The sequence below is a fragment of the Vibrio clamense genome, from assembly GCF_050337905.1.
GTDB classification, from domain to species: domain Bacteria; phylum Pseudomonadota; class Gammaproteobacteria; order Enterobacterales; family Vibrionaceae; genus Vibrio; species Vibrio cortegadensis.
The window spans coordinates 304,427-318,796 of the sequence record NZ_JAKJTJ010000018.1; the positions used below are offsets into that span (position 1 = coordinate 304,427).

Here is a 14,370-nt window from a genome sequence, read left to right on the forward strand (position 1 = left end):
GATACAAAAAAGGCAACTTAAAAAGCTGCCTTTACGATTTGATGCTTAGCGAGAGTTAGTTACTTGTAGTTTAGTGCCGTTTTCTCAACTAATTTAACGATAACTTTCACAGAAAGCTCCATACCTTGAACGGTAATGAACTCATGAATACCGTGGAAGTTGTAACCGCCAGTGAAAATATTCGGACATGGTAAACCCATAAATGATAAACGCGCACCATCAGTACCACCACGAATTGGTTTAATCATTGGTTCAACGTCACATTCAATCATAGCTTGCTTTGCCAATTCAATGACATGTGGGTGTGGTTCTACCATTTCACGCATATTGAAGTAGCAATCTTTCATTTGAACTTCAATACGATCATGACCAAGCGTTTCGTTCAGTTCAGCGGCTTTTTGCAGCATGAACGCTTTGCGGTTCTCTAAACCATCACGGTCAAAGTCACGAATAATGTAGTTGAGTTCTGTACGTGCAACGTTCATCGAACCTGAACCAAGGTGGTAGAAACCCTCGTAGCCTTCTGTTGTTTCAGGAGTTTCATCTGCAGGCATCATCGCTTGGAATTTAGCCGCAATATTCATCGCATTAACAAGTTTACCTTTTGCAGTACCAGGGTGAACACTTACGCCGTGGCAAACAATCGTTGCATTGGTCGCATTGAAGTTTTCAAATTCCAACTCACCAACGGGGCCACCATCAATCGTGTACGCCCACTGAGCACCAAACTTCTCAACGTTAAACAGATCAGCACCACGGCCAATCTCTTCATCTGGAGTGAAACCAATGCAAATCTCACCGTGTGGGATCTCTGGGTTCGCAACAAGTGTTGCCATCGCGGTTAGGATTTCTGCAATCCCAGCTTTGTTATCTCCACCAAGTAGAGTTGTACCATCAGTAGTAATAATGCTGTGGCCATGAAGCTTATGGAGATCTGGGTATTGAATTGGTGAAAGAACTTCATCACCTTTACCTAGAGCAATATCACCGCCACGGTAATCATCGATAATTTGTGGTTTAACATTGGCACCAGAAGCGTCAGGCGCGGTATCCATATGCGCAACAAAACCAATCGCAGGTACTTCATAATCAACGTTTGACGGTAATTTGGCCATCAAGTAACCATGTTCATCTAGGCTAACATCACTCAGGCCCATCTCGATCATTTCAGCTTTCAACTGTTCAGCCAGTACCAACTGACCCGGAGAACTTGGGCAAGTTGCATCAGACGGGTTAGATTGAGTATCAAAAGTTACATAACGGATAAAGCGATCAACAAGATTATTCATATTAAATTCTCAAAGCTTAAAAGCGGAAACGACTGCCATCAGGGCAGAAAGATAACCACTAGCAAAAGAGTTAACTAAGCCAGTGCAGTTAGATGCGCTAAATAGTACGCGGAATTGGATAAGATAAATTGCGGTGAATCAGTTTTTTTTAAGAAAGAACTGTTTTCTAAAGATAATGAGATATACAACAGGATCGAATAAAAAAACGCTCATGCGAACCAATGGTTACAGGGCATGAGCGAGTTATATAGTCGATTAGTTCAATATAAGAATTACAGTAAAATGAACATACCTGCTAGGCAAGCACTCATTAGGTTAGCTAATGTACCTGCAACTACCGCTTTTAAACCTAAGTTTGCCACTTCTGAACGGCGCTCAGGTGCAATCACGCCGATTGAACCAAGTTGAATCGCAATAGAACCGATGTTAGCAAAGCCACATAACGCGAAAGTAATGATCACTTGGCTGTGTTCTGAAAGTAGTGCTTTGTTTTCAACAAAATCAATGAATGCCACAAACTCGTTCATTACCACTTTCTGACCAATATAAGAGCCCGCCGCTAATACTTCATGGCTTGGGATACCAATCAACCATGCCAATGGCGAGAAAATGTAGCCAAAAATTGCTTGTAGCGTGATGCCCGTGAAGCCAAATAGCTCACCTAAACTTTCTAGCCCAGTATTGACCATCGCGATAACACTCACAAAAGCAATCAGCATAGTGCCCACCGCTACCGCGACTTTCATGCCACTCATTGCACCGCTTGCTAATGCATCAATCACATTGCTTTGGTCCGCTTTATCCATCTCAATATCAGATTGGTTACAAGGAGTATCACGCTCAGGAACAATGATTTTCGCCATCATTAAGCTACCTGGAGCCGCCATAAAGCTTGCGGCAATGAGGTACTTAAGCTCAACGCCTAGCCCTGCATAACCCCCTAAAACACTACCCGCAACGGAAGCCATACCACCAGCCATCACGGCAAATAGCTCTGAACGCGTCATTTTTGATAGAAATGGACGGATAAGCAGTGGAGATTCACCTTGAGATAGAAAGATATTACCAGTAGCGACTAATGACTCAGCTTTACTCGTACCAAGAAATTTCTGAATCGCGCCACCAATCACTTCAATCACTTTTTGCATGATTCCAAGGTAGTAGAGCGCAGAAATAAGAGCACTAAAAAAGATGATGATTGGTAGAACACGAATCGCAAAAATGAACCCGCTGTTCGCCAGATCCCCAAATAGGAATGCAATACCAACATCAGCAAATCCAAGCAGGCTAGATACACCACTACTTAAACTGGTAAGCGCCGCTTGTCCCCAAGGAAAATAAAGAACAAGTGCAGCAAAACTTACTTGAAGTAATAACGCACGCGAAACCGTTTTCCAGTTAATCGCCTGGCGGCTTTCAGATAGTAGATACGCGCAAGCCATTAGTCCGACGATGCCGACTAAGCTAAATAAAATGTTCATTATATTGTCCTATTAAAGAGTGGAAATAAAAGCGGCACCAAAAGAATTGGCAAAAAAGGTATAGGACTGTGATTCGCCCGAGCAATTTGCAGCGAATGAATGAAGGAACAAGTTGTTCATATTGTAGATCACCTTATACAAGCATTAAAAATAGCTGGTCCGGTCCTTGAGGTCGTTCACTGTTCCATGTGACGGCTTGTATTGGCTAAGCATCGGCTTAAAACCGGGAGAGGATTATAACGAACAAAACGAGATATTCATCACATTTTCACACGCAAACGTTCAACCGTTTATTTTGCGTACAAAGCGACGAAAGATTGATTCAAAGGCAAAGAGATTCAGCAAGCTATCAAAACCAAGAAAGCAACAACTCACCCATAAAACCAACAAGAGGTTTATTTTTAATCAGCGCCTCATCCCTAAAAAATGACAAGCTCATCCCTTAAAAATTTTTAATAGGAGGATGATCACACTTTAGATATACGCCACTATCTAAGCATGCATAAACACTAGGATCTAAAAATGGTTATCAACAAATACTATGTTTTTATTGCTCAAGAACTAAATGAGTCAGAGAAACAGGAACAACAATCCCTAACGGAGCAAGAATTGCACCGCCAAGAATTATTGAAAAATGCACAACAGCAAGGTGGGCTATAAGCTTATTCTAGTCGCAGTCAACGATCTCAATTGTTGGATCAGGGTCTTCAGCATCCAAAACGATAGATCGCCTATAACTTATATAACAGCGACTATTATCTGTATTACTACTCGCTGTTATTTTTACTTCATTTTCCGCCCCCACAACTCCAACACCATAGAGGAGCCAGTCTTCCTCTCCAGGAATTGCACTTAAGCCAGTCACTAAATTAGACAAGGTTGCAAAATTAGCTTTGGGGTACCCATAATCAAATTCACAAAAGGTCGTTAAATCACCTGGGTCTGAACCGCAGTCAGGCAGCATTGCAATAATATCAGCCTTATACTTACCCCCTTCTTTGTACCCGTTGACACTGGCTTCATTTTCCAAACCAGCAATGGCGAACTTTCCATATGTAATTCCAAGAGCACCTCCAAGCGAACCTTTCATACCTTCCAAAGCGGCTTGCTTGGCATCACTCTGTAGATTCAAAAATTTTGGAGCGGCAGTCACCGCTAAAATACCCAAAATAACGATAACCACAACTAGCTCAATTAAAGTAAAACCTTTGTTTTTCAATATATTCACCTATATTCATTCACGTAATCGTGACTATTTATAGTGCTCAAACGACTTATAACGCTTAAACTATTCTACACATTCAACACAATAGTTGTCATTGTACTTTATTTTACTGTTCAAAATCCACACTCATTCTGTATCATTGTCCTCCAACATTCGGCAATATCGCTCACCTAGCGCAGTCAGATCGTTAAAGTCAGATACACGTACAGCAAACTTTTAATCGCAATTACCCTCATGTTTAGTAAAGTAGAGTTTAATTTCACTGTAGGCTAGAAATTTAGGTGCTCATGGATTTCACGGTAAGAACCGCGACACAAGATGATTATGAATTTACATTTTCTCTCAAAAAATTGGCTGAGGTAGATGCTATTACTGCGACTTTTGGCTGGGATGAAGAGTTACAACGCGAATTACACCTTATCGAGTGGCACCAAGGGTTTCCGGAACTTATTTACGTTGACGGGGAACCGGTTGGCAGCTACATGTTGGTCGAAAACAATGAGGTTTGGCATTTTTCACGTTTTTTCCTACTACCCAATTTTCATGGGAAAGGGATAGGAAGCAAAATTTTACAACAAGTGAGCGACACTCTCGATTCGTATCAACAACCTTGCAAACTCTGTTACTTACAGGGAAGCCGAGTACAGACACTCTACCCTCGCTTTGGCTTTGTTAAATGCAGTGAAGATGATCAGTTTGTCTATATGATCCGTTATCCAACGAAATAACCCTACGAAAGAGTCAGTAAAACGAATGATGATGCTACATAAGTAATGACACTACATAGGCAATGGCATTAATAAGCGAAGTCGGTTCAAACAATATATTTAAATAGTTTATCAGGACTCGATATCGAAAAACAAAATGGGCCTCATGCAGTTAAAGCGTGAGGCCCATTTTTTATTGAAACGAACTTAATATCCTAAGCCCAATTCAACTACAGAATTTTYCTATAAATCAGTTATTTAAGCAAGCGAGCTCTAAATTGGCGGCCTTTCATTTTTCCGGCTTCAATTTTTTTCAGCGCCTGTTTCGCCACAGAACGATCAACAGCAACGTATGCACGAATAGCAAGTAGGTTGATTTTACCTACCATTTTGCCATCAATACCACCTTGACTAGTTAGTGCGCCCAGAATATCCCCTGCGCGTACTTTCTGCTTCTTCCCGCCATCAATTTGAATGGTGACCATCTTAGCTTGGTAAGGCTGTGCCGCTGGTTTTGCAGGTAATGTCACTGGTTCAATTGGCATGTCCATGTATTCATCAATCTGCATGACACGATGCATCTCTTTTTCGCTAAAGAAGCTGCATGCGATACCTTTACTTCCTGCGCGGCCTGTACGACCAATACGGTGAACATGGACTTCAGGATCACGAGATAATTCAAAGTTGAATACAGCATCAAGGTTATCAACATCAAGACCACGAGCAGCAACATCTGTAGCAACAAGAATGGAAACACTCTTGTTAGCAAACTGTACCAATGCTTGATCTCGTTCGCGTTGCTCTAAATCCCCATGCAATTCAATAACACTGAATCCACGATGATGCAGCTCATCCGCTACGTTTTGTACTTCTTTTTTGGTATTACAGAATACCACTGAAGATTCTGGTTGATGGTGCAATAAAAGTAATTCAAGCGCATTGTCACGAGCTTCACTGCCTTCCATTTTATAGAAGAACTGCTGAATACTTGAATGATCGTGAGTCGATTCTACTTTCACCATCTCAGCTTGCTTCGTAATACGATCAGCAACTTTTTTGATTTCTGCAGGGAATGTTGCACTGAAAAGTAACGTTTGACGATCTTTTGGTGCTTCACTGATAATTGCATCCAGTGAATCTTGGAAACCCATATCCATCATACGATCCGCTTCATCAAGAACCAGTGTATTTAGTTCTGACAAATCGATACGTCCACGATCCATATGGTCAAGAATACGACCTGGTGTACCCACTAAAATATGAGCGCCGTGTTCCAATGAACCAATTTGTGGTCCCATTGGCATACCGCCACATAAAGTCAGTACTTTAATATTATGAATAGTACGAGCAATAGTTCGGATCTCTTTTGCTACTTGATCCGCCAACTCACGGGTTGGGCAAAGTACTAACGTTTGAACTCGAAAGCGTTTCACATTCAGGTTAGACAGTAATCCCAGAGCGAATGCTGCTGTTTTTCCTGAACCTGTTTTACCTTGACCGATTACATCCTTGCCAGCCAAAATCGTTGGTAAACTCAACGCTTGGATCGGTGTCATTTGTGTATAACCAAGAGAATCAAGGTTTGTTAATAGCTCTGGTTGAAGACCCAAAGTGGAAAAAGATGTATTGCTCAAAGTAAGCGACCTTTCGTTAAACGTAATTTAGCTGTGTATTATCGTTATTTGACGCTGCGATACTAGTGTTATTTAGAATAATCTCGATGAGATAAAAAAACCGACGCTCATGCATCGGTCTATTTGGATTAAAGCCGGAAATATCTAAGGCACACCGTGGCCTTTTGAAGCGACCCAAATTCGATACCACTGTTCACGCATCATCTCTAATTTAAGTGCTTCAACCGCTGCTTTTACACGCTCGATTTTACCTGAACCAATGATAGGTAATGGTTTTGAAGGTAGGCGACGAACCCAAGCGTAGATGACTTGATCAATACTCGCAGCACCAAGTTCTACTCGAATCGCATCCAACTCATCTCGTACACGTTTCGCCTGCTCAGTTTCGCCACTGAATAATTCACCACCCGCTAAACATGACCAAGCCATCGGGCGAACTCGGTTCATTTGCAATTGATCCAACGTCCCATCATCAACCACATCAAAATTAAGGGGATTGATTTCAACTTGATTGGTGACAAGCGATTTTCCTAAGCGTGATTGCAATAACTCAAATTGACGAGGGCTAAAATTCGACACACCGAAATGCTTAACCTTACCGACTTTATATAACTCAGCGAAAACATCAGCGACTTCATCAGCATCCATTAAGGCATCTGGGCGATGTATCAGCAGTGCGTCAATATCATCCACTCCTAAACGCTCAAGTGAATTATTTACCGACTGATGAATATGAGCGGCGCTAGTATCGTAATGATTGATTTTACGATCTGGACTCTTCGCCCCACATAAGTTGATATCACATTTAGTGACGATTTGGATTTGTTCTCTAAGAGCTGGCTCTAAAGCCAAGGCTTCACCAAATAATTTTTCGCACTCGTAGTTACCATAAATATCGGCGTGATCAACCGTCGTGATGCCAAGATCAATGTGCTGTTTCAAAAAATTAAGACGTTGCTTTGATGTCATTTGCCAGTCAGCCGTTCGCCAATAGCCTTGAATCATCTCTGACAATTCTGGTCCTTGTGGCGCAATGGATACTTTAACAACCATCGGTTCTCTCCTATATAATGTCTGTTGCTACCGTAAACTTGTTTCGGGCAATCTTCAATCAATTAACACATATAGAGTTGCTGGCTCGCAATCAACGTCCATTATATGGTACACCACCCCAAAATTAACTAACCCTAAACGAATTCACTAAAATCTATAAAGCGATCCTTCCCTCTATCTATTATATACTTCTCTGCATGAACCCATTTTTTGAACCACATTTGATGACTTTGGAGAACAAATGTCAGTGACCAGCCAGCTATCCCTATTTCGAGACGTTGTACAACAAGGTTCATTTTCCAAAGCGGCAGCTCTACACGACATGGACAACTCTTCACTTTCAAAGCAAATAAAGAAATTAGAGGTGGCGCTAGGCGTTCAACTCATTAACCGTTCCACACGATCATTTTCATTGACCTCTGCGGGTGAGGACATTCTTCAACAAACCCATATTCTGCTTGATACGCTTGACCAAATTCATAACATTGCAGACTCTTATCATGCAGAGCCTAAAGGTATCTTACGCATCACTTCTGGGATTTTCTTTGGACAACAGTATCTTCAACCTGTGATATCAACGTTCATGAAGCGCTACCCTGATGTGAAAATCCTCTTATCACTTGATGACAAAAAATCAGACATCATCGCGGATCATTTTGATCTAGCTTTTCGAATTGGGAAGCTCACAGAGTCCAATTTAATCGCAAAAAAAATAGCGAATACCAACTTCGCTCTCGTTGCGTCTGAACAGTTTATTGAACAATACGGGATGCCTACGACACCTGAAGAGTTGATTAAATTGCCTGCTGTTATCTATAGCAATGGTGATGTGAACTTAGATCATCTTCGAATGAGTGAAGAGCCACATGGTGAGGTGATGAAAAGCTACAAAATGCAGGGTAATTATAAAGTCAGCGATGTGAGAACCATGATAAGTGCAGTAAAAGATGGACTTGGTTACAGCCAAATTGATCTGTTTAACCTCGAGTGCCCAATCAAACATTCGCAACTAAAACCCTTGCTAACCAACTATACGATTTCCAACATGGATACAGGGATCTACGCCATCTACCCTCATCGAAAACAGACCTTATTGGTTAAAGCTTTTATCGATGCCGTTCTTGATTACATTGGAACACCACCCTTTTGGGAAGAGCATATCCCAAACTATAAAAACCTCTATAAATAGCCTAAACCGTTCGCTAGCAGATACAAAAAAGGCTAGGAATTAAACCTAGCCTCTCAATCTCGATTCTATATCACTTACAATACAGTGATCACATCTTCTGTTGCTAGACGCGCTTTTGGTAAGCCGTGGTTATAATCTTCACCATCTTTATGGTAACCAATCGCTAACGCAAAATCACAAGCATAACCTTTAAGTTCTTCTTTAAAGATATCACCAATCATTTCAGGATCAACGCCTTCCATCGGAGTAGAATCAATGCCCAAACGAGCTAAAACATGCAGCGTATTTCCTAGCGCGATATAAGTCTGTTTTTGAGTCCAGTAGCCATTGAAGCCAGTGTCGTCAGTGTTTGACTCTGCAAATGCAAACGCGCCATTCAGCATGGTATCGAACATGTCAGCAGGTAAGTGTCCTGATGTCACTTCAGCATCCACCACTTTCTTGTAATCATCTTTCGTAAAGTACGGGTTGTGAGCAAATAGAATGACATGCGAAGCTTCTTTTGCGTGTGGCTGATTAAATTGATGCTTGTTTGCAAAAGTATCGTGAAAGCGCTGTTTGGCTTCATCACTCTCAAGCACAATAAACTTCCAAGGCTGTGAGTTAATTGAAGATGCAGATAAGCGAATCGCTTCTTTCAGTACGTCCATGTCTTCCGCTGAAATACGCTTAGTCGAGTCATATTTCTTTGCAGTGTAACGATTATTTAGATCTTTGATGATTTGATGCGACATGTGACTCTCCGACTCTATTTGTTCACAAAATGGTACCCATACGGTATCCAGAAAAGTGCATCACACAATAAAACTCAATGAATTAATCTACCTAATTTCATAACGTTACTTACGGTGTAATGCCAACGAGGGAGATAGTAATGGGAACTCACACTAAATAAAAGGTTATTAGCACCCAATCATTATGGACAAATTAATCCACAATAAAAGCAGCCGACAATCAACCACCTTCATCTTAAGATCAAAAGCTCTAATTTCCGTCAAACTCACGAAGCTCTATGCGAATGCGGCTGCTATCACTAGCCATAATGACAGTTTTGGATTGAGAAAGAGACTCAGATTTATGTCGCCACACCAATATTCGTGGTACTGAAAGAGGCTGGCTATTTAAAAAAGTAATTAGCTTTTTATCAACAGCATCAGGGGATGATTGCAGCAGTTTTTTTTCTACATCAAAAAATGAATTTCCAATTTTGATACTGATTAACCCATAGCCATCTTTACGTAAATTAAGCTGAAGATCTGAATATACTAAAGGGCTAAACGCGCTGTTTAACACCAGTTTATCGAAGCGGTTTTCAACGAAAAAAATCTCAGCAGTCACTTCCGTCTTGTAATACCTGACCACATCACTGCAAAATTTTTCATTCTCCTTCTCTAAACCACAATCAAACAGCGTGTTGTCATATTTGATAGACTCTAACGCCAATGAACCATCAGCAGAACTAAGAGCTTCACGTAACCACGATGGATCCGCCGCGTAAGATGGCAGAACACAAAAGCAAGAAACACCGAATATTAGAGTGGATAAACGCATAGGAAATAACGCCGATTGAGAAGTCATTTTAGGGTATCTACTCTGATGCGGAAAAACAATCTCGTTTGTACCGCCCGTATACTCTCAATTGTATTTTCTCGATGTGTTTATTGATAAATATTCAGCAAACTATAATTCATAAACCTATAATCCATCAACTTATCGCATAGCAGCCGAATTCATTCTCAATCCTCTACGCCTTTTACGATAAAACTGTGATCACCTTCAGATCTCAAGGCGTAGTTTATGGGAATGATGTCGATTGATTTTTCTTCTTTTATCATAAGGATAGATAACTAACTTCAATGGATTGCCGATGAAACAGCCACTGTTTAACCTCAATACCTTCACCGCGACGATGTTTTCGACCAAAGCCATCGCCACTGCTTATACTCTAGGGCTCACTTTAGTGGCTGCAAACGCATTTGCGGCACCAACAATTACCATTTCCACCACAACGAATAGCCGTGACTTCCCACTTGATCCACAGAATGCGTTGGTCGTCCCTCTTACCAAAGATTCATATACGCTTAATATCAGCGGTGTGGAGGGTGACTGTTCAGCACCTGAAACTCAAAAAGTGAAATTTAACCGACCGCTTCAATTGCATTGCGGTGCGCCAACCGAATTACCATTAAAAATTCGTTTCACTGGCGATTACTCGTTCGCATATGATGAGCAGCAACATTCACTGACATTTAAGCGCGAACCTAAAAAATCGACTAAGAAAGAGTTCAAGCGCCCTATCCCAAATGTCACTTGTGATGCTTTCAGTGACAGCTTAGATAGCGATGGGTTGGTTACCGTTAACCTTGGTGATAGCTATCCAGAAGGCACCGTTCTTACTGAAGCTTTTAGCCAACAAACAGTGGTCGTAAAAGATCAAGCCGTACAATTTAAGCCTGCAGCAAACAGTGGCAATCTGGCTTTATTCGAACCAGCAGAAAAGCAGAAAAAACCGCAAAATTTGGACTACCGAAATGCCAATATCTATTTTGTAATGGTGGATCGTTTCAACAATGCCGATAGCAGTAACGATCAAAGTTACGGACGAAGAAAAGATGGCAAAGACGAAGTCGGCACATTCCATGGAGGCGATTTAAAAGGCGTTATCGAAAAGCTTGATTACATTCAAAGCCTTGGTACAGACGCGATTTGGTTATCTCCAATTGTAGAGCAAGTGCATGGGTTTGTTGGTGGTGGCGACAGTGGATCTTTCCCATTCTATGCGTACCACGGATATTGGACTCGTGATTTCACCAAGATTGATGAGAATTTCGGTAACGACAACGATTTACAAACTCTAGTTCAAGAGGCGCATAAACGTGGCATTAAGGTGCTGCTAGATGCCGTTATCAATCACTCAGGCTACTCCACTTTAGCTGACTTACAGTTTGATGGCGTTAATGTTCAAACTCAACCAAACTCACTACCGACCAAATGGGCAGATTGGACACCTAAAAGCGGTGAAAACTGGCACGATTACCATAAGAACATCGATTATAAGAGTCCTAATTGGAGCCAATGGTGGGGTGGCGACTGGGTTCGTTCAGGGCTGCCTGGTTATACCGCTCCAGGTTCAAGTGACATCACTATGTCTCTCGCAGGGCTTCCTGACTTTATCACTGAATCCGATAAAGCAGTAACACCTCCACAATGGTTGCTGAATAACCCAGGCACGCGTGTAGAGAAACGAGATAACTACTCTGTTGCTGATTACTTAATTGAGTGGCAAACCGATTGGGTTAAGCGCTTTGGTATCGATGGCTATCGTGTTGACACCGTAAAACACGTAGAAGGCGACGTGTGGAAACGCTTGAAAAAAGAGGCAAGCTCAAGCTTAGAAACGTGGCGCAAAGCGAACGACAAATCAGGACAACCTTTCTGGATGATGGGCGAAGTTTGGGGGCATACTGCTTACCGTAGCCCATATTTTGATGATGGGTTCGACGCACTGATCAACTTCGATATGCAGAAAAAATTAGACAAAGGCGCGGCCTGCTTTAGTCAAATGCAATCAACCTATCAAGATTACGCAAACACGATCCAAGAAGAGGCAGACTTTAACCCTGTAAGCTACATGTCTTCACACGATACCGAGCTATTTTTCAGCCGTTTCAAATCTTATGACATGCAACGCAACGCGGCGAATGCCCTACTTCTGAGCCCAGGAGCAATACAGGTTTATTACGGCGATGAAGTGGGTCGAAATACTGGTCCTTATGCAGATGACTTCCACCAAGGTACACGTTCTGACATGGTTTGGAAAAGAGACAATAACCAAGATACGCTATTGAAACACTGGCAAATCCTTGGCCAATTCCGTCAAGCTCACCCTGCAATTGGCGCTGGCGTCCATCAAGAGATCAAACAGAACAATGGTTATGCCTTCTCGCGCACCTTAGGTGAAGACAAAGTCATTGTGGCGTATTTTGGGCGAGATAAATCTTAACCGAAAGCCTAGTGAAAACGATGATTTTCAATAATATATGTTTCAATCGGATGCTCTTTATCTTCTTACAAATAGAGCTTAACCGTCCGTAAGAACCCTTTGAAATGCAGCGTATAATACGCTGCATTTTTTTATTTCAATTTCCTTGAATTCTAATTTTTCAATTTTAATTACTGGCATATGCCAATAACTAGGCGTATTGTTACCTCAACAAATACTTTAAATCCATCTCTTCTCGAGAACGGATCATTCAGGAGGTTTCTATGATCTACGCCGTACCTTGCAACAACGCGACTATCGCTGGGCACTATTCGAAAGCAAACCAATTCTTAATTGTTGATGACAATAAGACACAGTCATTTTTCATTGATAACCCCGCTGTTTCTGTTGGCGGTTGCCAAGGAAAAAAACAGCTTGTTGAACAGTTGATCAAGCACCACGTCGATACGGTTGTCATCCGAAATATAGGCGAGCGTTTGCTAACAAAGTTATTCAACCACAATATTTCAGTATATAAAGCGAGCCGAAATTCTGAGCTTATGTCCGTCCATCCATCACAACTTGAAATCGTGTCAGACTTGAGTGCAGCACGTCCGTCGATAAATCATAAAAAAAAGGGATGTCATTCAGAAAAAACAAGAGATGCGAACAGTCACTCTAAGAAGCTATCTCCTCAAACCGTTAAGTCTTTGCGTCAAGTTCTGGGGCTTCATTCGCAGGAAAGTGAACAATGATGGTCTATGTCGCGACATTTCTGGTTTTTCTGATCACCATTATTCTCATGGCTATTGGTGTGATCTTCCATCGGAGGAGTATTCAAGGAAGTTGTGGCGGATTAAATCAGGTCGATATTGAACGGGTATGTAATTGTGAAACGACTTGTGAGGAGCACTCTCGCGTTCTATACAAAATACAAGAACCTAGCACAACAAAAATGCCGAGTGAATCGTAACCAGTATTGCGCTTAATACTGCTACAGCTCTTGTTCTTGTTCTTGTTCTTGTTCTTGTTCTTGTTCTTGTTCTTGCAACATTAGCGCCTTACCTTCAACGATACTCAGGGCTATTTTTCCACGGGCTCTCTTAATGATATTACCGAAAGTTTGACGAGAGACGCCCATTTGATCGGCTGATTCTTGCTGGTTCGCCCCAACAACATCGGCTAAACGAATAGCTTCAAACTCTTCTGCCAATAATACGATCTGTTGAAGATCTTTCATTGGCACCCCGTTGGGCTTGAAACAACTGTGAGCAGGCGTGCTGCATATGCGTCGAGATATTTTAGGTCTAGCCATGGGAACTCCTACAATTCAGGCTAGCTAACATAAATGACTCAAGCTCATCTGCCAAGCCTAATCATTAAAAAGGAAAATATTATGTTAATACAACGACCTGAAAACCACCAATCGTGCGTGATTTGTGGTGAGAAAAAATCGGACCGTGAACTGGGACTCACCTTTATTGTGGAAGACGAAGGTGTTGTCAGCACAACATTTACTCCCACAAATGTTGTTCAAGGCTACCAAGGTGTTATGCATGGCGGCATGATCTGTTCACTTTTAGACTCAGCAATGACCAACTGTCTATTTTCGTTAGGCGTTCATGCCATGACAGCCGATCTTAATGTGCGCTTCATTCACCCTGTTCCACTCGATCAACCGATTACCATTCTGGGTGAGTTCATCCAACAGAGGAGAGGGATATATCAACTATCAAGCAGTTTGACACATCTAGGCGTAAAACTTGCCACGGCTACGGCTAAATTTGTGGTTCCAAAATCTTAATCACAG

15 protein-coding genes are annotated in these 14,370 nt (G+C 41.7%); 7 read left to right on the forward strand and 8 right to left on the reverse strand.

The window, feature by feature from the left end:
- Nucleotides 1-59: 59 nt before the first annotated feature.
- Together pepT and L4C39_RS02015 are read right to left on the reverse strand one after the other, a co-directional pair.
- On the reverse strand, nt 60-1,289 hold the full coding sequence (gene pepT / locus L4C39_RS02010) for a peptidase T (protein WP_429744111.1): 1,230 nt from the start codon (nt 1,287-1,289) through the stop codon (nt 60-62).
- A gap of 272 nt (nt 1,290-1,561) precedes the next feature.
- Nucleotides 1,562-2,770, reverse strand: a complete 1,209-nt coding sequence (locus tag L4C39_RS02015) for a NupC/NupG family nucleoside CNT transporter (protein ID WP_136995195.1) — start codon at nt 2,768-2,770, stop codon at nt 1,562-1,564.
- 522 nt (nt 2,771-3,292) lie between these two features.
- On the opposite strand from L4C39_RS02015, the gene L4C39_RS02020 reads away from it, so the two are divergent.
- Nucleotides 3,293-3,430, forward strand: a complete 138-nt coding sequence (locus L4C39_RS02020; RefSeq protein WP_170961645.1) for a hypothetical protein — start codon at nt 3,293-3,295, stop codon at nt 3,428-3,430.
- Nucleotides 3,431-3,437: 7 nt separating this feature from the next.
- Here L4C39_RS02020 and L4C39_RS02025 read toward each other — a convergent pair whose 3' ends face one another.
- The gene (locus L4C39_RS02025) at nt 3,438-3,998 is read right to left on the reverse strand and encodes a type II secretion system protein (protein WP_429744113.1); all 561 of its coding nucleotides are present in this window, start codon (nt 3,996-3,998) and stop codon (nt 3,438-3,440) included.
- A gap of 284 nt (nt 3,999-4,282) precedes the next feature.
- On the opposite strand from L4C39_RS02025, the gene L4C39_RS02030 reads away from it, so the two are divergent.
- Nucleotides 4,283-4,723 carry a GNAT family N-acetyltransferase gene (locus tag L4C39_RS02030; protein ID WP_429744115.1) on the forward strand — a complete coding sequence of 147 codons (441 nt, stop codon included), beginning with the start codon at nt 4,283-4,285 and terminating at the stop codon, nt 4,721-4,723.
- A gap of 233 nt (nt 4,724-4,956) precedes the next feature.
- Here L4C39_RS02030 and dbpA read toward each other — a convergent pair whose 3' ends face one another.
- Together dbpA and L4C39_RS02040 are read right to left on the reverse strand one after the other, a co-directional pair.
- Nucleotides 4,957-6,336, reverse strand: coding sequence for an ATP-dependent RNA helicase DbpA (gene dbpA / locus L4C39_RS02035; RefSeq protein ID WP_029203549.1), 1,380 nt, complete (start codon nt 6,334-6,336; stop codon nt 4,957-4,959).
- A gap of 144 nt (nt 6,337-6,480) precedes the next feature.
- Complete coding sequence (locus L4C39_RS02040) at nt 6,481-7,389, reverse strand: aldo/keto reductase (RefSeq protein WP_429744117.1); 909 nt, start codon at nt 7,387-7,389, stop codon at nt 6,481-6,483.
- A gap of 241 nt (nt 7,390-7,630) precedes the next feature.
- Between L4C39_RS02040 and L4C39_RS02045 the strand changes: the two genes are divergently transcribed.
- Nucleotides 7,631-8,578 carry a LysR family transcriptional regulator gene (locus L4C39_RS02045; protein ID WP_017054403.1) on the forward strand — a complete coding sequence of 316 codons (948 nt, stop codon included), beginning with the start codon at nt 7,631-7,633 and terminating at the stop codon, nt 8,576-8,578.
- A 74-nt stretch (nt 8,579-8,652) separates the two neighbouring features.
- Here L4C39_RS02045 and L4C39_RS02050 read toward each other — a convergent pair whose 3' ends face one another.
- Nucleotides 8,653-9,312, reverse strand: coding sequence for an NAD(P)H-dependent oxidoreductase (locus L4C39_RS02050; protein ID WP_017054404.1), 660 nt, complete (start codon nt 9,310-9,312; stop codon nt 8,653-8,655).
- 250 nt (nt 9,313-9,562) lie between these two features.
- Nucleotides 9,563-10,156, reverse strand: a complete 594-nt coding sequence (locus tag L4C39_RS02055; protein ID WP_017054405.1) for a hypothetical protein — start codon at nt 10,154-10,156, stop codon at nt 9,563-9,565.
- A 331-nt stretch (nt 10,157-10,487) separates the two neighbouring features.
- Here L4C39_RS02055 and L4C39_RS02060 point away from each other — a divergent pair, with 331 nt between their 5' ends.
- From L4C39_RS02060 to nqrM, 3 genes are all read left to right on the forward strand, one after another.
- A complete protein-coding gene (locus L4C39_RS02060; protein ID WP_429744307.1) occupies nt 10,488-12,581 on the forward strand; it encodes an alpha-amylase in 2,094 nt (697 codons plus the stop codon).
- Between the two features lie 263 nt (nt 12,582-12,844).
- Nucleotides 12,845-13,315, forward strand: coding sequence for a NifB/NifX family molybdenum-iron cluster-binding protein (locus L4C39_RS02065; protein ID WP_429744120.1), 471 nt, complete (start codon nt 12,845-12,847; stop codon nt 13,313-13,315).
- A complete protein-coding gene (nqrM, locus tag L4C39_RS02070) occupies nt 13,315-13,533 on the forward strand; it encodes a (Na+)-NQR maturation NqrM (protein ID WP_136995234.1) in 219 nt (72 codons plus the stop codon). Before L4C39_RS02065 ends, nqrM begins: the two co-directional genes overlap by 1 nt.
- Before the next feature lie 21 nt (nt 13,534-13,554).
- On the opposite strand, the gene L4C39_RS02075 is transcribed toward nqrM, so the two are convergent.
- Nucleotides 13,555-13,875 (reverse strand): DUF134 domain-containing protein, encoded by a 321-nt coding sequence (locus L4C39_RS02075; RefSeq protein WP_429744122.1) that lies wholly within the window; start codon nt 13,873-13,875, stop codon nt 13,555-13,557.
- A gap of 81 nt (nt 13,876-13,956) precedes the next feature.
- Here L4C39_RS02075 and L4C39_RS02080 point away from each other — a divergent pair, with 81 nt between their 5' ends.
- Entirely contained in the window at nt 13,957-14,364 is a 408-nt protein-coding gene (locus tag L4C39_RS02080) for a PaaI family thioesterase (RefSeq protein ID WP_429744124.1), read from the forward strand.
- The last annotated feature ends 6 nt before the right edge of the window (nt 14,365-14,370 follow it).

Coding starts and splice junctions, on each gene's coding strand:
- pepT (WP_429744111.1), bottom strand. CDS start 1,289: ATGAATAATCTTGTTGATCGCTTTATCCGTTATGTAACTTTTGATACT.
- L4C39_RS02015 (WP_136995195.1), bottom strand. CDS start 2,770: ATGAACATTTTATTTAGCTTAGTCGGCATCGTCGGACTAATGGCTTGC.
- L4C39_RS02020 (WP_170961645.1), top strand. CDS start 3,293: ATGGTTATCAACAAATACTATGTTTTTATTGCTCAAGAACTAAATGAG.
- L4C39_RS02030 (WP_429744115.1), top strand. CDS start 4,283: ATGGATTTCACGGTAAGAACCGCGACACAAGATGATTATGAATTTACA.
- L4C39_RS02040 (WP_429744117.1), bottom strand. CDS start 7,389: ATGGTTGTTAAAGTATCCATTGCGCCACAAGGACCAGAATTGTCAGAG.
- L4C39_RS02045 (WP_017054403.1), top strand. CDS start 7,631: ATGTCAGTGACCAGCCAGCTATCCCTATTTCGAGACGTTGTACAACAA.
- L4C39_RS02050 (WP_017054404.1), bottom strand. CDS start 9,312: ATGTCGCATCAAATCATCAAAGATCTAAATAATCGTTACACTGCAAAG.
- L4C39_RS02055 (WP_017054405.1), bottom strand. CDS start 10,156: ATGACTTCTCAATCGGCGTTATTTCCTATGCGTTTATCCACTCTAATA.
- L4C39_RS02060 (WP_429744307.1), top strand. CDS start 10,488: ATGTTTTCGACCAAAGCCATCGCCACTGCTTATACTCTAGGGCTCACT.
- L4C39_RS02065 (WP_429744120.1), top strand. CDS start 12,845: ATGATCTACGCCGTACCTTGCAACAACGCGACTATCGCTGGGCACTAT.
- nqrM (WP_136995234.1), top strand. CDS start 13,315: ATGGTCTATGTCGCGACATTTCTGGTTTTTCTGATCACCATTATTCTC.
- L4C39_RS02075 (WP_429744122.1), bottom strand. CDS start 13,875: ATGGCTAGACCTAAAATATCTCGACGCATATGCAGCACGCCTGCTCAC.
- L4C39_RS02080 (WP_429744124.1), top strand. CDS start 13,957: ATGTTAATACAACGACCTGAAAACCACCAATCGTGCGTGATTTGTGGT.